General features: G+C 65.7%; 14 protein-coding genes. 9 read left to right on the top strand and 5 right to left on the bottom strand.

The window, feature by feature from the left end; all coding sequences use genetic code 11:
- Positions 1–229: 229 nt before the first annotated feature.
- From EO156_RS07935 to EO156_RS07925, 3 genes are read left to right on the top strand one after another with little or no spacing between them, the layout of a single operon-like run.
- Entirely contained in the window at positions 230–901 is a 672-nt protein-coding gene (locus EO156_RS07935) for a TetR/AcrR family transcriptional regulator (protein ID WP_016851524.1), read from the top strand.
- A gap of 14 nt (positions 902–915) precedes the next feature.
- The gene (locus EO156_RS07930; RefSeq protein WP_029829115.1) at positions 916–2,220 is read left to right on the top strand and encodes an efflux RND transporter periplasmic adaptor subunit; all 1,305 of its coding nucleotides are present in this window, start codon (positions 916–918) and stop codon (positions 2,218–2,220) included.
- A 12-nt stretch (positions 2,221–2,232) separates the two neighbouring features.
- Complete coding sequence (locus EO156_RS07925; RefSeq protein WP_005933604.1) at positions 2,233–5,403, top strand: multidrug efflux RND transporter permease subunit; 3,171 nt, start codon at positions 2,233–2,235, stop codon at positions 5,401–5,403.
- 1 nt (position 5,404) lies between these two features.
- Here EO156_RS07925 and EO156_RS07920 read toward each other — a convergent pair whose 3' ends face one another.
- The gene (locus EO156_RS07920; RefSeq protein ID WP_126936741.1) at positions 5,405–5,875 is read right to left on the bottom strand and encodes a hypothetical protein; all 471 of its coding nucleotides are present in this window, start codon (positions 5,873–5,875) and stop codon (positions 5,405–5,407) included.
- Positions 5,876–5,926: 51 nt separating this feature from the next.
- Positions 5,927–6,922 (bottom strand): LacI family DNA-binding transcriptional regulator, encoded by a 996-nt coding sequence (locus tag EO156_RS07915; RefSeq protein WP_005933858.1) that lies wholly within the window; start codon positions 6,920–6,922, stop codon positions 5,927–5,929.
- Positions 6,923–7,083: 161 nt separating this feature from the next.
- On the opposite strand from EO156_RS07915, the gene ptsP reads away from it, so the two are divergent.
- The 6 genes from ptsP to EO156_RS07885 all read left to right on the top strand — a co-directional run bounded on the left by ptsP (position 7,084) and on the right by EO156_RS07885 (position 17,041).
- Entirely contained in the window at positions 7,084–9,600 is a 2,517-nt protein-coding gene (ptsP, locus tag EO156_RS07910) for a phosphoenolpyruvate--protein phosphotransferase (RefSeq protein WP_029829118.1), read from the top strand.
- Positions 9,597–10,553, top strand: a complete 957-nt coding sequence (gene pfkB / locus EO156_RS07905; RefSeq protein ID WP_003490124.1) for a 1-phosphofructokinase — start codon at positions 9,597–9,599, stop codon at positions 10,551–10,553. The genes ptsP and pfkB overlap by 4 nt, the downstream gene beginning before the upstream one ends.
- A gap of 152 nt (positions 10,554–10,705) precedes the next feature.
- Positions 10,706–12,448, top strand: a complete 1,743-nt coding sequence (locus tag EO156_RS07900; RefSeq protein ID WP_033482785.1) for a fructose-specific PTS transporter subunit EIIC — start codon at positions 10,706–10,708, stop codon at positions 12,446–12,448.
- Positions 12,449–12,633: 185 nt separating this feature from the next.
- Positions 12,634–13,911, top strand: a complete 1,278-nt coding sequence (locus EO156_RS07895; protein WP_016851240.1) for a carbohydrate porin — start codon at positions 12,634–12,636, stop codon at positions 13,909–13,911.
- A gap of 296 nt (positions 13,912–14,207) precedes the next feature.
- On the top strand, positions 14,208–16,073 hold the full coding sequence (locus tag EO156_RS07890) for an NAD(P)/FAD-dependent oxidoreductase (protein ID WP_029829122.1): 1,866 nt from the start codon (positions 14,208–14,210) through the stop codon (positions 16,071–16,073).
- 14 nt (positions 16,074–16,087) lie between these two features.
- A complete protein-coding gene (locus EO156_RS07885; RefSeq protein ID WP_016851238.1) occupies positions 16,088–17,041 on the top strand; it encodes a hypothetical protein in 954 nt (317 codons plus the stop codon).
- Positions 17,042–17,595: 554 nt separating this feature from the next.
- Here the strand turns inward: EO156_RS07885 and secF are convergent.
- The 3 genes from secF to yajC form a co-directional block, all read right to left on the bottom strand.
- Positions 17,596–18,564 carry a protein translocase subunit SecF gene (gene secF, locus EO156_RS07880; RefSeq protein ID WP_010372305.1) on the bottom strand — a complete coding sequence of 323 codons (969 nt, stop codon included), beginning with the start codon at positions 18,562–18,564 and terminating at the stop codon, positions 17,596–17,598.
- A gap of 59 nt (positions 18,565–18,623) precedes the next feature.
- Entirely contained in the window at positions 18,624–20,468 is a 1,845-nt protein-coding gene (secD, locus tag EO156_RS07875; RefSeq protein WP_005917104.1) for a protein translocase subunit SecD, read from the bottom strand.
- Positions 20,469–20,658: 190 nt separating this feature from the next.
- Positions 20,659–21,012: a preprotein translocase subunit YajC gene (yajC, locus tag EO156_RS07870; protein ID WP_003489768.1), complete on the bottom strand. Its 354-nt coding sequence runs from the start codon at positions 21,010–21,012 to the stop codon at positions 20,659–20,661.
- Positions 21,013–21,096 lie beyond the last annotated feature (84 nt).

The raw sequence follows: 21,096 nt of genomic DNA, 5'->3' as shown, positions 1-21,096 counted from the left end.
GTGACGACGCCTTGCTGCATAGCGCAAATGTGTGGGCTGCGATGGCCTCTGGCGGCATGCAAAAGCGCTACATGTCTGTATGGACGAAGACGCGACGGCAGGAAGGCGGGGCTGGATCGCCACAACCGGCAAAGTCCGGCCAAAGGCTTGGCACACAAGGTGTTGCGCAGACAACGCTGCGGCCGTCAAGCCTGTTTAAAAACTAAACTGGACGGTATAGTCTACCGCCATGATTCCTCGTTCCCACCGTGCTGCCCGGCGTTCGGACTGCGACCGCCGCATCCATGCGGCCGTGCATGCGCTGCTGGCCGAGCGTGGCATGCGGCTGAGCATGGATGCGGTGGCCGAGCGGGCCGGCTGTTCCAAGCAAACCCTGTACAGCTACTACGGCTGCAAGGAAAACCTGCTGCGCGATGTACTTCAGGACCACGTGCGCCTGGCGGCCGGGCCGCTGGGCACGGTCTCGGGCGATCTCCACGCCGATCTGCTGGCCTTCGCGCTGGCCCATCTTGACCGTCTGAACAACCCCGATGTGTTACAGACCTGCCGGTTGGTCGAAGCCCAGTCGCACCGGTTTCCCGACCAGTCGCAGCAGATCTTCCACGACGGCGTGGTCGGCATGCAGCAGCGCCTGGCGCATCGCTTCGAACAGGCGATCGACGCCGGCCAACTGCGGCATGACGATCCGCACTTCATGGCCGAACTGCTGCTGAGCATGATCGTCGGGCTGGATTTCGACCGCCAACGGTTTCAAGTTCCCCATCGCGCCGGCCTCCCCGCCAGGCAGCGGTGGGCGCAGTTCGCCGTGGACACCTTCCTGCGTGCGTTTGCTCCGGCTCCTGCCGCGCCGACGCCGCCACCGCCACCGCCACCGCCTTCTCTTCTCACTTCAAGACCCTAACGGAGTTCCTCCTGATGATTGCCCCGCTCCGCACATTCGGCCTGGCCTGTGCCATCACCGTGGCGCTGGCTGCCTGCAGCAAGCCCGACCAACAGCAGGCACCGCCGCCGGAAGTGTCGGTGCTGGAGATGAAGCCGCAGACGCTGCCGCTGGAACGCGACCTGGTCGGCCGCCTGTCGGCGTACCGTTCGGCGGACGTGCGCGCGCGCGTGGACGGCGTGGTGCTCAAACGCCTGTACACCGAAGGCGCCAACGTCACCGAAGGCCAGCCGCTGTTCCAGATCGACCCGTCGCAGCTGAAGGCCACGCTGCTGCAGGCGCAGGGCCAGCTGGCCGCCGCCGAAGCGACCTATACCAACGCCAAGATCGCCGCGACGCGTGCGCGCAGCCTGGCGCCGCAGCAGTACGTCTCGCGCGCCGACATCGACACCGCCGAAGCCAACGAGCGTTCGTCCGGCGCCAACGTGCAACAGGCGCGCGGCGCGGTCGAGGCCGCGCGCATCCAGCTCGGCTTCGCCACCGTGACCTCGCCGATCACCGGCCGCGCCGGCATTCAGCGCGTGACCGAAGGCGCACTGGTTGGTGCCGGCGAAGCCACCCTGCTGACCACCGTCGACCAGATCGACCCGCTGTATGTGAACTTCGCCATGAGCAGCGAAGAACTGGCCGCCCTGCGTCAGGCGCAGAGCAGCGGCAACGTGCAGCTCAGCGGCGACGGCAAGTCCTCCATCAACGTGGAGCTGGGCAACGGCACGCAGTACCAGCACCCCGGCACGCTGGACGTGTCTGCGGTGACGGTGGACCCGAGCACCGGTGCGGTGTCGCTGCGCGCCACCCTGCCCAACCCCGAACAATCGCTGCTGCCGGGCGCGTTCGTGACCTTCAAGGCCAGCCTGGGCCAGCGCAACAATGCCTACCTGCTGCCGCAGCAGGCGGTGCAGCGCGATGCCACCGGACCCTATGCCCTGGTGCTGGGCAAGGACGGCAAGGTGGTCCGCAAGAACCTCACCGTCGACGGCCAGCAGAAGGGCCAGTGGATCGTCACCGGCGGCATGACCCCGGGCGACCAGGTCATCGTCGATGGCGTGCAAAAGGCCAAGGAAGGGCAGCCGGCCAAGGGCGTGCCGTGGGATCCGAACAAGCCGGCACAAGGCGGCCAGCCCGGCGCAGCGGGCGCGGCGCCCGCCGCGGCACAGGGCGGCGACGCGCAAGCTGCACCGTCGGCCGACAAGGCCGATGCAGCGGCGCCGGCCGCCCAGCAACAGCCCAAGCAGGATGCGGCCGCGCAGCCGGCCGACTCCCAGTCCAAGCAGCAGTGACGGAACCCGGACATGCCTAAGTTTTTTATCGAACACCCGGTCTTTGCGTGGGTGGTGGCGATCCTGATCTCGCTTGCGGGCGTGATCTCGATCCTGAATCTGGGTATCGAGTCGTACCCGACGATCGCCCCGCCGCAGGTCACCGTCACCGCCAACTTCCCCGGCGCCAGCGCCGACACCGCCGAAAAGGCGGTGACCCAGGTCATCGAACAGCAGCTCACCGGCATCGACCACCTGCTGTACTTCAACTCGTCCTCGGCCGCCAACGGCCGCGTGACCATCACCCTGACCTTCGAAACCGGCACCGACGCGGATATCGCCCAGGTGCAGGTGCAGAACAAGGTGTCGCTGGCCACGCCGCGCCTGCCCTCGGAAGTGACCCAGCAAGGTGTAGTGGTGGCCAAGGCCAACGCCGGCTTCCTGATGGTGGCCGCGTTGCGCTCGGACAACCCCTCGATCAACCGCGACGCGCTCAACGACATCGTCGGTTCGCGCGTGCTCGAGCAGATCTCGCGCGTGCCCGGCGTGGGCAGCACCAACCAGTTCGGCGCCGAGTACGCAATGAACATCTGGTTGAACCCGGAGAAGCTGCAGGGCTACAACCTGTCGGCGACCCAGGTGCTGACCGCGGTGCGTAACCAGAACGTGCAGTTCGCGGCCGGTTCGGTGGGCGCGGACCCGACCCCGGAAGGCATCAGCTTCACCGCCACGGTGTCGGCGGAAGGCCGCTTCAGCTCGCCCGAGCAGTTCGAAAACATCATCCTGCGGACCGACAACAACGGCGCCACCGTGCGCCTGAAGGACGTTGCACGCGTGACCGTGGGGCCGAGCAACTACGGCTTCGATACCCAGTACAACGGCAAGCCCACCGGTGCCTTCGGTATCCAGCTGTTGCCGGGCGCCAACGCGTTGAACGTCTCCGAAGCGGTCGGCGCCAAGCTCGACGAACTGCAGCCGACCTTCCCGCAGGGCGTGACCTGGTTTGCGCCGTACGAATCGACCACTTTCGTGCGCATCTCCATCGAGGAAGTGATCCACACGCTGGTGGAAGCCATCGTGCTGGTGTTCCTGGTGATGCTGCTGTTCCTGCAGAACTTCCGCGCCACCGTGATTCCCACGCTGGTGATTCCTGTCGCGCTGCTGGGCACGTTCTTCGGCATGTACATGATCGGCTTCACCATCAACCAGCTGACGCTGTTTGCGATGGTGCTGGCGATCGGCATCGTGGTGGACGATGCGATCGTGGTGATCGAGAACGTCGAACGCATCATGAGCGAGGAACACCTCGAGCCGAAGGCGGCCACCCAGAAGGCGATGACCCAGATCACCGGCGCGGTGGTGGCCATCACCGTGGTGCTGGCAGCGGTGTTCATCCCCTCCTCGCTGCAGCCTGGCGCCTCGGGCGCGATCTACAAGCAGTTCGCGTTGACCATCGCCATGTCGATGGGGTTCTCCGCCTTCCTCGCGTTGAGCTTCACGCCGGCCTTGTGCGGCGCGTTCCTCAAGTCGACCCACTCCACCAAGAAGAACTGGGTCTACCGCACCTTCGACAAGTACTACGACAAGCTGGCGCATCGCTATGTCGGCGTGGTGGGCCATACCCTCAAGCGCTCGCCGCCATGGATGATTGCGTTCGTGGCGCTGCTGGTGCTGTGCGGCTTCCTGTTTACGCGGATGCCGGGCAGCTTCCTGCCGGAAGAAGACCAGGGCTTTGCGGTGGCCATCGTGCAGCTGCCGCCGGGCGCGACCAAGATCCGCACCAACGAGGCGTTCGCGCAGATGCGTGCGGTGCTGGAGAAGCAGCCGGCCGTGGAAGGCATGCTGCAGATCGCCGGCTTCAGCTTCCTGGGCTCGGGCGAAAACGTCGGTATGGGCTTCATCCGGCTCAAGCCGTGGGAAGAACGCGACGTCACTGCCGAGCAGCTGATCCAGCAACTCAATGGCGCTTTCTATGGCATCAAGGGCGCGCAGATCTTCGTGGTCAACCTGCCCACCGTGCAGGGCCTGGGCCAGTTCGGCGGCTTCGACATGTGGCTGCAGGACCGTTCCGGTGCCGGCCAGGAGGCGCTGATCAATGCGCGCAACATCGTGCTCGGCAAGGCCGCGGAGAAGCAGGACACCCTGGTGGGCGTGCGTCCGAACGGCCTGGAAAACTCGCCGCAGCTGCAGTTGCACGTAGACCGCGTACAGGCGCAGTCGATGGGCCTGGATGTCAGCGATATCTATAGCTCGATCCAGCTGATGCTGGCGCCGGTGTACGTCAACGACTACTTCGCCGAGGGCCGCATCAAGCGCGTCAACATGCGTGCCGACGATCAGTTCCGCGCCGGCCCCGAGTCGCTGCGCAACTTCTTCACTCCCAGCGCCACCGCCACCGGTATCGACGGTCAGCCGGCCATGATCCCGCTGAGCAACGTGGTCAAGGCCGAGTGGAACTACGCCTCGCCGGCCCTGAACCGCTACAACGGCTATTCCGCCGTGAACATCGTCGGCAACCCGGCTCCGGGCGGCAGTTCCGGCCAGGCGATGAGCGCGATGGAAGATATCGTCAACAACGATCTGCCGCCGGGATTCGGTTTCGACTGGAGCGGCATGTCGTACCAGGAAATCATCGCCGGTAATGCGGCCACGCTGCTGCTGGCGTTGTCGGTGGTGGTGGTGTTCCTGTGCCTGGCCGCGCTTTACGAGAGCTGGTCGATTCCGGTGGCGGTGCTGCTGGTGGTGCCGATCGGCGTGCTGGGTGCGATCACCTTCTCGATGCTGCGTGGGTTGCCGAACGATCTGTACTTCAAGATCGGCATGATCACGGTGATTGGCCTGGCGGCGAAGAACGCGATCCTGATCGTGGAATTCGCAGTGGAGCAGCGGGCGGCGGGCAAGACCCTGCGCGAGGCCACCCTGGAAGCGGCGCACCTGCGGTTCCGCCCGATCCTGATGACCTCGTTCGCGTTCATCCTGGGCGTGTTGCCGCTGGCCATCTCCACCGGTGCCGGCGCCAACTCGCGTCACTCCATCGGTACCGGCGTGATCGGCGGCATGGTGTTCGCCACCGTACTCGGCGTGATCTTCATCCCGCTGTTCTTCGTGGTGGTGCGCCGCATGCTGGGCGACAAGCTGGACGAACAGTCCAAGGAATACCTGGCCGTGCAGAACGAGGGTGGCACCCACCGCCCGGATCGCTGAGTCAGGCAGTCGTTGCAAATAAAAAGCCCCGGCACTGCCGGGGCTTTTTTGTGCGGCATCGTTGAAACCATTGCGAAATCCGCCACTCGGAGGAGCGCACCCGGGCGCGAACGCATTCCCGATAACGCCCGTCGCGCCCGGGTGCGCTCCTACGAAGGTGCGATGGTCGGCAGGTTGCGGTGATCGGCGCGATGGCGTGAACAATCACGCCCAGCGACACCTCCGGTTCGCCGACATCGTGCAGGTCCGCAACGCGCGGCAGACAGCCATCCTTGTAGGAGCGCACCCGGGCGCGAACGCATTCCCGATAACGCCCGTCGCGCCCGGGTGCGCTCCTACGAAGGTGCGATGGTCGGCAGGTTGCGGTGATCGGCGCGATGGCGTGAACAATCACGCCCAGCGACACCTCCGGTTCGCCGACATCGTGCAGGTCCGCAACGCGCGGCAGACAGCCATCCTTGTAGGAGCGCACCTGGGCGCGAACGCATGGCCGTTAAAGCCACCGCACCCAAAAGCTACCGCCCTACACGCCCGCAATACGCGCGCCGGTCGACCCACGCACCACGCAGCGTCCTGTCATCACCATGCGGCGGATCGGCAATTGCGGATTGCTTAGCCGTTCCAGCAGCAGCGACATCGCCGCCCGGCCCATGTCTTCCACCGGCTGCTCGACCACGGTGATGCCCGGCTCGACCAGATCGGTCCAGCGCTCGTTGTCGAACCCGGCCAGGGCAAGATCCTGCGGCAGGCGCAGGCCGGCGGTGCGTGCGGCCTTCAGTGCGCCCATCAGCAGCAGGCTGTTACTGGTGACGATGGCCTCGGGCCGCCGGTCGTTGGCCAGCCATGCCCCCAGCTCGGCGATCGCCGCCTCGGCGGTAGGCGCCACTTCGCGGTAATCCGGCTGCAGCCCCTGTGCGCGCATCGCTGCCAGGTAGCCGTCGCGGCGCTCGGCCGCTGTGGTGCTGGTGCTGCCGAACAGCCCGCCGATGCGCCGATAGCCCTGCGCCTGCAGATGCGCCACCAGCTCGGCCATGGCCGCGCCGTTGTCCAGCACGACGCTGTCATAACGGCTACCAGGGCCGGCGCGGTCAACCAGCACGGCGGGGTAATCCAGCGCCAACTCGTGCATGCGCCCCACCGTGACGCGGGTCGGCGCAAAAATCAGCCCGGTGATGCGTTCTTCCTGCATCAGCTCCAGGTATAACGCCTCGCGCTCGGGATCTTCATCGGTATTGCACAGGGTCACGCGCATACCGGCCTTGTAGGCGACCTCTTCCACCGCACGGATCAGCGCCGTGAAGTACGGGTTGCGGATGTCGGCCACGATCACCCCCAGGATGCCGGATTGCTGGGATCGCAATCGACGCGCCATCAGGTTGGGCCGATAGCCGGTCTGGCGCACCGCCGCTTCCACCTTGGCCCGCACCTCGTCGCTGACAGGGCCGCTGCCCAGCGCGCGCGACACCGTGGACTTGGACACGCCGGCCACGCGGGCCACGTCATTGATGCTGATACTCACTGGGACCGTTCCCGCTCCATTTTGCGCACCTTGACCCAGGCGCGGTGTCGGCCCTGATGCTAACCCGAAAGCACTACAGCGTTTTTGTGCACCGCACATTGACCTGAATCGTGGGAACGTTCCCACTATACTTCCCAGCCCCACCTCATCCGGAGCCCGCCTTGTCCTCTCCGTCGCCCGCCCCCGTCACCCCCGACCTTGTGCGCCTGCGCGCCTCAGCCCGCGACAAGGACGACGCCATCGCCCAGGCCGCCCAGTTACTGGTCGCGGCCGGCTGCGTCGCGCCGGGCTACGAGGCCAGCATGCGGCGGCGCGAAGGCCTGGCGAACACCTTCCTGGGCCACGGCCTGGCGATCCCGCACGGCGTCGGCGAAGACCGCCACCTGGTGCGCCGCGACGGCATCGCAGTGCTGCAGCTCCCCGACGGCGTGGAATGGAACCCCGGCCAGATCACCCGGCTGGTGGTCGGCATCGCCGCGCAATCGGACACCCACATCACCTTGCTGCGCCGGCTGACCCGGCTGATCCAGGATCCGGCGCAGCTGGAAACGCTGTTCAGTACCGACGACCCCAGCGTGATCGTGGCCGCACTCACCGGCGACCGCGCACCCGAGACCAGCGCCGCGCCGGCCACCGACCTGGCCGAAGCATTCGAGTGGACCATCGCCTACCCCAACGGCCTGCACGCGCGCCCGGCCACCCGCTGGGCCGAGACCGCACGCGGCTTCTCGGCACGCGCGCAGGTACGCGCCGGCGACCAGGCCGCCGATGCCAAGAGCCTGGTCGGCTTGCTGCAGCTGGGCCTGCGTGCCGGCGACAGCATCACCGTCTCGGCCGAAGGCAGCGACGCAGCGGAGCTGCTCAAGCGCCTGCGCGCCGTCATGGACAGCCTGACCGCGCAGGAAAAGGCCGATGCCGAGCGCGCAGCGCAACGTCGCGCCGCCCCGGTGGCCGGCTGGACGCCGCCGCAAGCGCAGCCGGCCATTGTCGGCATTGGTGCCAGCCCGGGCGTGGCGATCGGCATCGTCCATCGCCTGCGCGCCGCGCAGACCGAAGTGGCCGATCAACCGGTAGGCCTGGGCGATGGCGGCGCGCAACTGCACGACGCGCTGACCCGCACCCGCCAGCAGCTCGCGGCGATTCAGGACGACACCCAGCGCCGGCTCGGCGCCTCGGACGCGGCCATCTTCAAGGCCCAGGCCGAACTGCTCAACGACACCGACCTGATCACCCGCACCTGCCAACTGATGGTCGAAGGCCATGGCGTGGCGTGGTCGTGGCACCAGGCGGTGGAACAGATCGCCTCCGGCCTGGCCGCACTCGGCAACCCGGTGCTGGCCGGTCGCGCGGCCGATCTGCGCGATGTCGGCCGGCGCGTGCTGGCCCAGCTCGACCCGGCCGCGGCCGGCGCCGGTCTCACCGACCTGCCCGATCAGCCGTGCATCCTGCTCGCCAGCGACCTGTCGCCGTCGGATACCGCCAATCTGGACACCGCGCGCGTGCTCGGCCTGGCCACCGCGCAGGGCGGCCCAACTTCGCACACCGCCATCCTCTCGCGCACGCTCGGCCTGCCGGCGCTGGTCGCGGCCGGCGGCCAGTTGCTGGAAATCGAAGACGGCGTCACCGCCATCATCGACGGCAGCAGCGGGCGTCTGTACATCGACCCGTCCGAGCAGGATCTGGACGCAGCACGCACGCATATCGCCGAGCAGCAGGCCATTCGCGAACGCGAAGCGGCGCAGCGCGCGTTGCCGGCCGAAACCACCGACAGCCACCACATCGACATCGGCGCCAACGTCAATCTACCCGACCAGGTCGCGATGGCGCTGACCCAGGGCGCCGAGGGCGTTGGCCTGATGCGCACCGAATTCCTGTTCCTGGAAAGCGGCCGCACCCCCAGCGAAGACGAACAGCACGCCACCTACCTGGCGATGGCGCAGGCGCTGGATGGCCGCCCGCTGATCGTGCGTGCGCTGGATATCGGCGGCGACAAGCAAGTGGCGCATCTGGAATTGCCGCACGAAGAAAACCCGTTCCTGGGCGTGCGCGGCGCGCGCCTGCTGCTGCGTCGCCCCGACCTGCTGGAGCCGCAACTGCGTGCGCTGTATCGCGCCGCCAAGGACGGCGCGCGGCTGTCGATCATGTTCCCGATGATCACCTCGGTGCCGGAACTGATCGCGCTGCGCGAGATCTGCGCACGCATCCGCGCCGACCTCGACGCACCGGAGGTGCCGATCGGCATCATGATCGAAGTGCCGGCCGCCGCCGCGCAGGCCGACGTGCTGGCGCGCCACGCAGACTTCTTCTCGATCGGCACCAACGACCTCACCCAGTACGTGCTGGCGATCGACCGCCAGAACCCGGAACTGGCGGCCGAAGCCGACAGCCTGCACCCGGCGGTGCTGCGCATGATCCGCAGCACCATCGAAGGCGCACGCAAGCACGACCGCTGGGTCGGCGTCTGCGGCGGCCTGGCCGGCGATGCGTTCGGCGCCAGCCTGCTGGCCGGCCTGGGCGTGCAGGAATTGTCGATGACGCCCAACGACATCCCGGCGGTCAAGGCACGCCTGCGCGGCGCCGCGTTGAGCCAGCTGCAACAGCTCGCCGAACAAGCGCTGGCCTGCGAAACCGCCGAACAGGTGCGCGCATTGGAAGCCAAGCGCGAGGACAAGGCATGAGCCTGCAGGCCATCACCGTCACGCTGAACCCGGCGATCGACCAGACCATCCAGCTCGAACACCTGCAGCCTGGCGCCGTGCACCGCGCCAGCAGCGTGCGCAACGATGCCGGCGGCAAGGGCATCAATGTGGCCGCTTGCCTGGCCGACTGGGGCAGCGAGGTTGCTGCGCTGGGCGTGCTCGGGGTCGGCAATGCCGGCGTATTCGAAGCCCTGTTCCGCGAACGCGGCATCGCCGATCACTGCCAGCGCGTGGCCGGCGAAACCCGTACCAATCTCAAGTTGGTCGACGCGCGCAGCAACGACACCACCGACATCAACCTGCCCGGCCTGCGCCTAGGGCCTGCGCATCTGCAAGGCGTGGCCGATCATCTCGCCCCGCTGCTGCGCCCCGGCCTGCCGGTGGTGCTGTCGGGCAGCCTGCCGGCCGGGCTGCCGGACGACAGCTGGGCGCAATTGCAGGCCCAGGCCAGCGCTGCCGGTGCGCGCGTGCTGCTGGACACCAGCGGCATGCCGCTGGTGAGCGCGCTGGATGCCGCGCGCGAGGCGCTGCCGTACGCGGTCAAGCCCAATCGCGACGAACTCGCAGCCTGGACCGGCCGCCCGTTGAACGACCGCGGCGCACTCAGCGCCGCCGCGCACGAACTGATCGCACGCGGCATCCAGCTGGTGGTCATTTCGATGGGCACCGAAGGCGCCCTGTTCGTGCAGCGCGACCAGCGGTTGATCGCCCGTCCGCCACGCCTGGCGCACGGCAGCAGCGTGGGCGCAGGCGATGCGATGGTGGCCGGTCTGGCCGCCGCCTCGCTCGATGCCGCGACCACGCTGGAGCAGTGCGCACGGCTGGCCACGGCGTTTTCGATGTGCCGGCTGGAAAGCGGCGACGCGCGCCGGATGACCCCAGAGGGCGTGCGCCGCGCCGCAACCGATGTCGTGATCGAAATGCTGTCATGAGCCGCCATTGGCCACTGCCGATGCATGCACCCAGGTGGCCGTCGGGCCGGCAGTTGCAGACAGCGGCAGATCGCGCGCATCACCGCCACGCATAACGCTTGAAATTCCCCCGCCGACAACACCGGCGACCGCAACACAGCAGGAGTTTTGCCATGTCCTCTTCCATCGTGGTCATCGCCGCTGGCGAACGCAGTACCGAAGCCGTCCTGGCGGCCGAAGCGCTGCGCCGCGCGGCCACTGCCGCCGGCCGTCGCGTGACGATCGAAATCCGCAGCGACCAGGGCGTACTCGGCGCCTTGCCGGGCGAACTCGCCAGCGGTGCCGCCCAGGTCCTGGTGGTCGGCGACGCCGATGCCGACACCACTCGCTTTGGCGATGCGCAACTGGTGCGCCTGAGCCTGGGCGCGGTGCTGGACGACCCGGCCGCTGCGATCGGCAAGCTGGCCGCCCACGCCGACCCGGCCGTCGCCGGCAGTCCCGGTGGCGCCGCCAGCGGCAGCAAGCGCATCGTCGCCATCACCTCCTGCCCTACCGGCATCGCGCACACCTTCATGGCCGCCGAAGGCCTGCAGCAGGCCGCCAAGAAGCTCGGCTACCAGATGCGGGTGGAAACCCAGGGCTCGGTGGGTGCGCAGGACGCGCTCACCGACGATGAAATCCGTGCGGCAGACGTGGTCATCATCGCGGCCGACCGCGAGGTCGATCTGGCCCGCTTCGGCGGCAAGCGCGTGTTCAAGAGCGGCACCAAGCCGGCGATCAACGATGGCCCGGCGCTGATCAACAAGGCCCTGGCCGAGGCCAGCGTGCAGGGCGGCGCCACGCCCGCCACCGGCACCGCCGCCAGCGCCGCCGCGAGCAAGGGCAATGGCCGCACCGGCGCCTACAAGCATATGATGACCGGCGTCTCGTTCATGCTGCCCTTCGTCACTGCCGGCGGCCTGCTGATTGCGCTGGCCTTTGCGCTGGGCGGCATCTACGCCGGCGACGATGCGCACCAGGGCACGTTGGCCTGGTCGCTGTTCCAGATCGGCGCCAAGGCCGGCTTCACCCTGATGGTGCCGGCCCTGGCCGGGTACATCGCCTACTCCATCGCCGACCGCCCCGGCATCGCGCCCGGCATGATCGGCGGCCTGGTGGCGGCCAATCTCAATGCCGGTTTCCTCGGCGGGATCATTGCCGGCTTCATCGCCGGCTATGGCGTGGCTGCGCTCAACCGCTACATCCGCCTGCCGCGCAACCTGGAAGGCCTCAAGCCGGTGCTGATCCTGCCGGTGCTGGGCACCCTGCTGGTCGGGCTGGCGATGATGTACGTGTTCGGCCAGCCGGTGGCCGACCTGCTGGCCTGGCTCACCGCCTGGCTGCGCGGCATGCAGGGCAGCAGCGCGTTGCTGCTGGGCCTGCTGCTCGGCGGCATGATGGCCTTCGACATGGGCGGGCCGGTCAACAAGGCGGCCTATGCGTTTTCCACCGGCCTGATCGCCAGCCAGGTCTATACCCCGATGGCCGCCGCCATGGTGGCCGGCATGACCCCGCCGCTGGGCATCGCGCTGGCGACCTGGGTATTCCGCAACCGCTTCACCGCCGAAGAACGCGGATCGGCCACTGCCGCCGGCGTGCTCGGGCTGGCCTTCGTCACCGAAGGCGCCATCCCCTACGCTGCGCGCGACCCATTGCGCACCATCCCGGCGCTGGTGATCGGCTCGGCCGTGGCCGGCGCCATCTCGATGACCGCCGGTGCCGAATTGAAGGCGCCGCATGGCGGCATCTTCGTGCTGCTGATCCCCAACGCCGTCACCCACCTGCTCAACTACGTGCTGGCCCTGGTGGTCGGCGTGGTGGTCACCGCGGTGGCACTGCGCCTGCTCAAGAAGCCGGTGGCCGACGTGGTCGCCTGACCTTCGACCCCCCCGCCACTGCCGCTTGCCGCCCGCGCATGCGCCACGCCTGATCGCCGCCCCGCTCCACCCCTGACTGGTTTCACCGCTGCGCTGCGCACCTTCGTGCGCGGCCAGCGGCTTGCCCATCCCCTAGCTGTCGCGTTCGCCACCCGGCCACGCCTACCTTCGTTCGGAGTCCTGCCATGACCGTCCTCGCCCCCCGCCATGCCCGTCCCCGCCTGCTGTGCGTGTCGCTGGCACTGGCGCTGACCCCGCTCGCCCACGCGCAGGACGCCGCAGACGCCTTCAAGCTCAAGTTGGGCTACACCGGCGAAGCCGCCTCGATGATCGACGGCGGCCGCAAAAGCGGCGACGCCTACGCAGGCCAGTTGATGGTCGGCACCGATGTCGACATGGACCGCCTGTTCGGCTGGAACGGCGCCACGGTGAAGTTGTACGTCACCAACCGCCACGGCACCAACCTGGCCAACAGCAGCATCGGCAACAGCACCTCGGTGCAGGAAATCTACGGCGGACAGGGCACGCGCCTGGCCAACTTCACCCTGCTGCAGAAGCTCTTCAACGACCGTCTGGAACTGGAAGCCGGCCGCAGCGTGGCCAACATCCACTTCCTCGGCTCGGACCTGTGCCAGTACTTCCAGGGCAACTCGGCCTGCGGCAACCCCACCTTCGTGTTCCGCACCAGCAACTTCACCTACTGGCCGGTCTCCAGCTGGGCCGCGCATGCTACCGCCTGGGTCACACCGAAGGTCTATCTGCATGTCGGCGCCTACGAGGTCAACCCAATCCAGGCGCAGGACGGCCAGCACGGCCTGAACTGGAGCACCAACGACACCACCGGCGTGGTGGTGCCCTATGCCGTGGGCTACAAGAACAAGGGCGGCGACGGCAGCATGGCCGCCATGTACGAACTGGGCGGCTGGCAGGACAACTCCGACTACACCGACCCGCTGCGCGACCGCAACGGCAACCCGGCCGTGCTGAGCGGCTTGGGGTATGAAAACAAGCAAGGCCGCTCGGGCCTGTTCGCACGCTTCGAACAGCAGGTGACCAATCCGGACCCGTCGGGCACGCGCGGCCTGACCGTGTTCGGCGCTGTGCTGCAGAGCACCGGCGGCCAAGCGATCGAGGACCATTTCATCCAGCTCGGCCTGGTGCAGAAAGGCACCTTCGCCAGCCGCCCGCAGGACAACATTGCGTTTGTGATCACGCAGCAGAAATACAGCGACGAAGCGATCGAAAACCTGCGCCTGGCGCGCGCCTCCGCCGGCGGCACCGGCACCCCGGCCGACAACCAGATCATGATGGAGCTGAGCTACGGCATCCAGGTCACCAAGCGCCTGCGCATCGCGCCGAACCTGCATTACGTGATCAACCCGGATCAGTTCAACGAACCGACCCGCACCACCGATCTGAAGAACGCGCTGATCGCGGGCATGCGGATCGACTGGAATCTGTGATCGGGCACCAGCACAAGCGTTTTCATGGCGAGGCCTGCAATGCGGGCCGTCGCTCGCATTGCCTGGGGTCTGGCTCTGGCTGTGCAGGTGGCTGTTACCGCTTTTGCCGACCCATACCGCATAAGCGCCAGTTGGGGGAATCGACGATAAATGCTCGACAATGTTTCCACTTTCGCTTTCGCGCCTGAAAAAATCGTGCAATTGCGCGACATAAATTCGCGACGGCGCACTCTCTGTGAAAAACCGTAGGTAGGCTCAAGTACCGGTCTTTCATCGGCCGTTGAAGGATCACGGACATGAGTTCGACTGCTGCACACCAATGCCCACCTAAATCCAATCAAGTCGTCGTCATCGGTGCAGGCATCATCGGGCTGACGAATGCACTTCAGTTGGCCAAGCGTGGGTTAAACGTCACGCTGATCGACAACCTGCAAGCGCGCAGACACAGCTTCAAGGTAGGCGAATCCTTTCTGGTCTTTACCAGCGCATTCTTGCGCACCATCGGCGAATTGGACACATTTATCACCGAGCGATCGTTCATCAAGCTCGGCGTCTGGTTCAGCGCTGGCGCCGAGTACCGTCACGATTTCGGCCAGGCCACCGAATGGGCAGTCAACGCAGATCCGCATCCACCGCACTATCTCTATGACCTGGCCCCCGACAAGAAATGGTTTCGCTGCATGTTTCTGGACATGCAAATCGTCAGGCCAGAAGCCGAAGCGGTCATGCTCGAAGCGGCACGTGAACATCCAAACATCACCTTGATCGACAACGTGCGCATCCGCAAGGTGGTGCTCGCAGAGGACGAAGGACCCCACCTGATGCATTGGCAAGGCCAGGGGTGTGAGGGAACGAGCGATACGCGGTGGCTGGTGGATTGCTCAGGGCGCAGTCGGCTATTGGCCAGGCAGCAGGGACACACCGCAGAGCAGCACGAAGGGCGCGATGGATTCCAGACCACCGCCATCTGGGGCCAGTTCGAACATGCGGGAGATGCGGTGTTCGATGCGCGCTGGCGTTGCCTGCTGCAGGACGGGCGATCGACGCCTCGCGATCTGTATACCGTACACCTTTGGGGGCGCGGCTACTGGATCTGGGTGATTCGCCTGTCCCAGGATCGTATTAGCGTTGGCGCGACCTTCGACCAGCGCAACCCGCCGGAAGGGGCGACACCTGCCGAGAAATTCTGGAACCTGATCCGGCGCTATCCGTTGCTGGACGGCGTCATCAACGAACAGACACTGCTCGAGCTACAGACCTTTCGCAACGTGCAGCATTGGACCGACACCTTTGTCAGCGCGCGTCGCTACGCAATGGCCGGAGACTCGGCGAGCATCATCGATGCTTATTACAGCCAGGGCATGGCGCTGGGCATGGTGACCAGCTGGCACATCGCCAACGTGGTGCAACGCGACGTGCTCGATCAGCATCTGGACCGGGGCTATATCGAGAGAATCAATCATGCCACCCGCCAGGACTGGCACATGTTGCGCAACATGGTCCACCAGAAGTACTCGCCGGCCATCGAGGATTCACGCTTCTTCCTGCTGTCGCACATGCTGGATATGGCGGTGTTCTGGTGCATGGGCAGCACTCGCTCGGCGTTGACGCATTGGCTCGTGCAGACCGAAGGTCAATCCTCGCGTGAAACCGCCCAGCTGCGCCGTCTGCGGCAGCGACTGGAATCGCGTTTGTTCTACTCGCGCTCGCCCTATTGGCTATGGCTGTCGCCAGAACGGGTGCAACGCCTGCAGGCGCATCTACAACGTCAGCTCGCCAGACGCGCACGTTGGCGCCAGGACAATGGCATCAGGGTACCGCGTATCACCAGTTTCCTGAGCCTGACGGCTCCGCTGCCGCGTGTCTGGAAGCTGTTTGGCGGCGCAAAGGTTGGCCATATCGACGTCAGCGCACGCGACCTCGTGCAACCTGCCGACCAGCGGCCAGCTGGCAGCGCGACATGGTTCGACCGGTTACCCATCTCCCCCATGACGCGTCTTGGCTGGGTCATCCGGCTGCGTCCATTGGGATTATTGCTGCAGTTTGCGCTCTGCTATGCGTGGGACGCTGCGGAGACGCGGATGCGCAGAGGCTGGCGTGGCGTCAACCGCGTCCACGCTGCTGTCAACGACGTACCATCACCTCAGCAGGACGCGCGATAACGGAGCGCGCCTTGATGGTTGCCAAGCAGAAGAATGCGATCTACCTCAGTCTGGGTGCACCGCATCTGGAGTATCCGGAAGCGGTTCAAGCCCTGCGCTTACGTGGGGTGCACGCACGCATGGTGCACTTGAACGAGATCGACGAAGTGGACCTGCGCGGCGTCGATCTCATCAATGTCCGCATGTGTCGCTGGTATCACAAGCACAGTGGATTCCTGAATCAGATAGAGCGCCTGCATCAGCGTGTGCAGGATCTTCCAGATGGAGCGATTCCGTTCGCCAACAATATCGTGCTGATCCGCGATGCGCTCGACAAGGGTCTGTATCTGCGCAAGCTGGGCGACTCAGGAATCGACCTGATCCCGACCCGGTGGGTCGAGTGCGCCGCGCCGCTGCGCATCCAGGAACTCATGGCGGAAACCGGCTGGGACGACATCGTCATCAAGCCGACCGTTTCCTCCGGATCGTGGAGAACCATCCGCCTTTCGCGAGGCGGCAGACGCAGCGCCAAGAGTCACTACGTGCTCGGAGCAGACACCGAACGCTATACGGCAATCCTGTCCAGATTATTGAAAACTCATAGCATCTGCGTGCAGCGCTTCGAGCCTTCGGTACTCGAGTTCGGCGAGCTTTCCTTCGTGTTTCTTGGCGGACACTTCAGCCACGCGGTCCGCAAGACCGTTGGCGATCAAGGCGGCTGGTGGGCACACGAGCGTCTGGGCGGCCGTAATCAGCCGTGGAGTGCGGGCCGCGAAGAGCTGAGTTGGGCCCAGCACGTCCATGACACGTTGGTACGCCGCTACGGCTGGCTATGGTTCGATCGTATCGATGTACTCCATGATCGGGATGGCCGACTGCAGTTGCTGGAATGCGAACTGGCTATTCCGCGCCTGCTTCTACCCGAGGGACAGGCATTCGATCGCTATGCTCAGGTCATCGCCGACGGCATCCAGTGCACCGCGACGTAGCGAACGAACAACCAGCCATGCTCAGCCACAGCAAGCACGCCATGCAATCGCAGAACCTGCGCCCCATGAGCGCACCCGCGTGCGATGTATGCAGCCATCAAGAATCGACTGGAAGTCAAGGGCACGCTACTGCCGGAAGATCGTCTGCACTAGGTCAGCGCCGACATGTACATCATCGGCCTCAAGCCCGCCTGGCGCGGGCGCGTGGATGTGGTCGACGGCAACTTCTTTGCGCAACATGACGCCGTCCCCCACCAGGCGCATGAAACTCTCCCTGGCCGAGCCCGCCCGTCGATCCAGGAATCGATGCAACTGGTGCATACATACGATGGAGACAGCACGCCAGCAGCAAGCCATTGCGCGAGCAAGACGGATGACCAGACGCCGCCAAGGCCGGTGTCGGGATGTTCGGCCGGCGCTCATGCAACTCCAGCGGCGCTATTGTCCAGAGCGCTCGGCGATGCTGTTAATGCACCAGCACGCAAACATGTAGACCACCTCAGAAAACGAAAAACCGCGCAATGCGCGGTTTTTCGTCACCTTTTGCCAACCCGTCAAGGACGGCGCGCCAGCGCCTCCACGTCCTTGGCCTTGGGCAGCAGGTCCTGCTTGGTCACCGCGAACGGCCCGATGCTCAGCATCGGCACGGCTACGATTACCGAGGAGATCACCACGATCACCGCACCGATCATGTGCGTCTCGGCCAGGCCTTCCATCGACTCGCCGCCGTAGATGTAAAGCGCCAGCGCCGACAGGAAGAACATCACCGCGGTGATCACCGTGCGCGAGAGCGTCTGGTTGATCGAACGGTTGAGCACTTCCAGCGGCTCCACGCGCAGGGCACGGAAGTTTTCGCGCACGCGGTCGAACACCACGATGATGTCGTTGATCGCAAAGCCCATCACCGACAGCAGGCCGGCCAGCACGGTCAGGTCGAACTCGCGGCCGGTCAGCGACACGAAGGCCACGGTGACCAGCAGATCGAACAACGCGGTCAGGCTGGCGACCACCGCGAACTTCCACTCGAAGCGGAACGCGATGTAGATCAAAAAGCCCACCAGCATGAACACCGTGGCATACACGCCGTTCAAGGCCAGATCCTTGCCGACCTGCGGGCCGACGAATTCGCCAGGCTGCACGGTGGCCGGATTCTCGTCGCTGGTCACCGCCTTGCGCACATCTTCGGCAACGGTGCGTGCGGCATCGTCGCGATTGTTGTTCTGGCCATGCGGCTGCAGGCGAATCATGACCTCATTGCCGCCGCGGGCGTTCTGCACCTGGGCGTTTTCGAAGCCGGCCTTGGACAGCTTCTCGCGCACCTGATCCACGTCCACGGTCTTCTGGAACGAGGTCTGCACCAGCGTGCCGCCGGTGAACTCCAGCGCGTAGTTGAAACCCTTGCCGACGATGATGCCGACCGAGGCGACTGCCAGCACCAGCATCAAAATGAGCACCGGCTTGCGCCAGCTCATGAAATCGATCTTGGTGTCGTTCGGGATCAGGTGAAGCGGAAAAATTTTCATCGAAAGATCTTCCTAAAAAGTCCGCACATGGATGTGCGGGCTCTTGCGAGGGACTCGCATTAAATAGCGACAGACTTCAGCTTCTTGCGGCTGCCGTAGATCAGCACCGCCAGCGCACGCGAGACCGTGATCGCGGTGAACATCGAGGCGAAAATACCGATCATCATGGTCAGCGCGAAACCCTTCAGCGGGCCGGTACCGAACGCGTACAAGGCCACCGCCACGATCAGGCCGGTCAGGTTCGCATCGAGGATGGTGCCGCCGGCCTTTTCGTAACCGGCCGCAATCGCCGACTTGGCCGGTACGCCCAGGCGCAACTCTTCGCGGATACGCTCGTTGATCAGCACGTTGGCGTCCACCGACAGACCCACCGATAGCGCCAGGCCAGCAAAGCCCGGCAACGTCATGGTGGCACCGAACAGCGACATCACTGCCACCACGATCAATAGGTTGAACAGCAGCGCCACCGAGGTGATCGCGCCGAACACGCGGTAGTAGATGGTGAAGAACACCAGGGTGAACAGGAACGAGTAGACCACCGCCGTGACGCCACGCTCCACGTTCTCCGCACCCAGGCTCGGACCGATCACGTATTCCTCGACGAAATCCATCGGCGCGGCCAGCGAGCCGGATTTCAGCAGCTTGGCCAGGTTCTCGGCTTCGGTCTTTTCCAGACCGGTGGTCTGGAAGTTCTTGCCGAACACGCCGGCAATGCGGGTCGGCGACAAGGCTTCTTCCTTGACCCGCACGCTGCGCACTTCCTTGCCGTCGACCATGGTCACGGTGGGAATGCGCTCGATGTAGACCACCGACATCAGCTTGCCGACGTTGGCGCTGGTGTAGTCGAACATGCGCTGGCCGGCGACGTTGTTGAGCGTCACCGCCACTGCCGGCATGCCGTTCTGGTCGGTGCTGACCGATGCGCTGACCATCTGGTCGCCAGTCACCAGCGCGCGTTTGTTCAACAACACCGGAGCGTTGCTGTCGCGCAGGCGATAGACCTTGGCCTCCGGCGGAATGTTGCCGCTACGCACGGCATCGTCGGCGTTGCCGTCGACCACGGCGCGGAATTCCAGCGAGGCGGTGGCACCGATCAGGCGCTTGGCTTCGGCGGTGTCCTGCAGACCGGGAAGTTCGACCACGATGCGGTCCTCGCCCTGGCGCTGGATGGTCGGCTCGGACACGCCCAGTGCGTTGACGCGGTTGCGCAAGGTGGTGAGGTTCTGCTCGATCGCACCGCTGGCGATCTGCTTGAGTTCGGCCTCCGGCACCTTCACGGCGATGTTCTGGCCGCTGACGTCGTAGGTCAGGGTCGGCTGCGCCTTGGCCAGCGCCACGCGCGCGGCGTCGGCACTGGCGCCCTCGCCCAGGTTGACCTGGATACTGTTGTCGGCGCGACGCTCCACCGAGCGATATGGGATACGCGCATCGCGCAAGGTGGTGCGGATATCCTCGGCAAACCCGTCCAGGCGCTTTTCCAGCGCGGCCTTCTGATCGACCTGCATGGCGAAGTGCACGCCGCCCACCAGGTCCAGACCCAGCACCATCGGTCGGCCGCCCAGCTTGGCCAGCCAGTCCGGCACGGTGGAGGCCAGGTTCAGCGCCACGGTGTAGTTCTCGCCCAGCTGCTGACGCAACACGTCGTTGGCGCGTGTCTGCGCCTGCAGCGAAGGCAACCGCACCATCAGGCTGTCGCCTTCTTTCGTGATCGCCTTCGGGGTGATGCCGGCGCTCTTGAGCTCACCGTCGATGCGGCTGCGCAGTGCGTCGTCGAGCTGCGCACCGCGGCTGGCGGTGATCTGCACGGACGGGTCCTTCTGGTAGACGTTGGGCAGCGCATACAGCGCACTGACGGCCAGTACCAGCAGGATCAGGAAGTACTTCCAGCGAGGAAATTCGAGCATTGCGACAGTCCCGCGTGGCACCATCCCGGCGCCGCGCCTAGCAGTGAGAACGACTTCAAGCGACCGGTACAACGTCGCCAATGGTCTTCAGATGGATACGGGCGGTACGGTGGAACCAGCGGTTCACGACCTCCGGTTCCACCTGGCGACTGCGCCTGCCTGACAGCGGCGCAGCCATTGCAGGACGCGCTTAGCTCGCCGACTTCAGCGTGCCTTTCGGCAGCACATGGCCCACGGCGCTCTTCTGCACGCGGATACGCACGTTGTCGGCCACTTCCACGCTGATGAAGTTGTCGCCGATGTCGGTGATCACGCCCGCAACGCCGCCGGAGGTGATCACTTCATCGCCGCGCGCCAGCTTGTCCAGCAGCGCCTTGTGCTCCTTCTGACGCTTCATCTGCGGGCGGATCATCAGGAAGTACATCACCGCGATCAGGATGATCGGCAGCGCGAAGGTGGACAGGCCTCCCATCGGGCCGGGTGCCGGCGCGCCGCCAGCGGCCTGCGCCTGGGCAGCGGGGATCAGGAAATCGAGCAGGTTCATTCAGTGCATCCTAGTTTGGTGCCAGCGCGCCCACGGGCTCGCTCGCTATTCAGGTACCGCCGGGGCGGAACAGCCGGGAATTAT

The sequence above is a fragment of the Xanthomonas sp. DAR33341 genome (assembly GCF_003992815.1).
Lineage (GTDB): Bacteria > Pseudomonadota > Gammaproteobacteria > Xanthomonadales > Xanthomonadaceae > Xanthomonas > Xanthomonas cissicola.
Note: the sequence above shows the minus strand (reverse complement) of the source record. Positions and strands in the feature narration are given on the sequence as shown.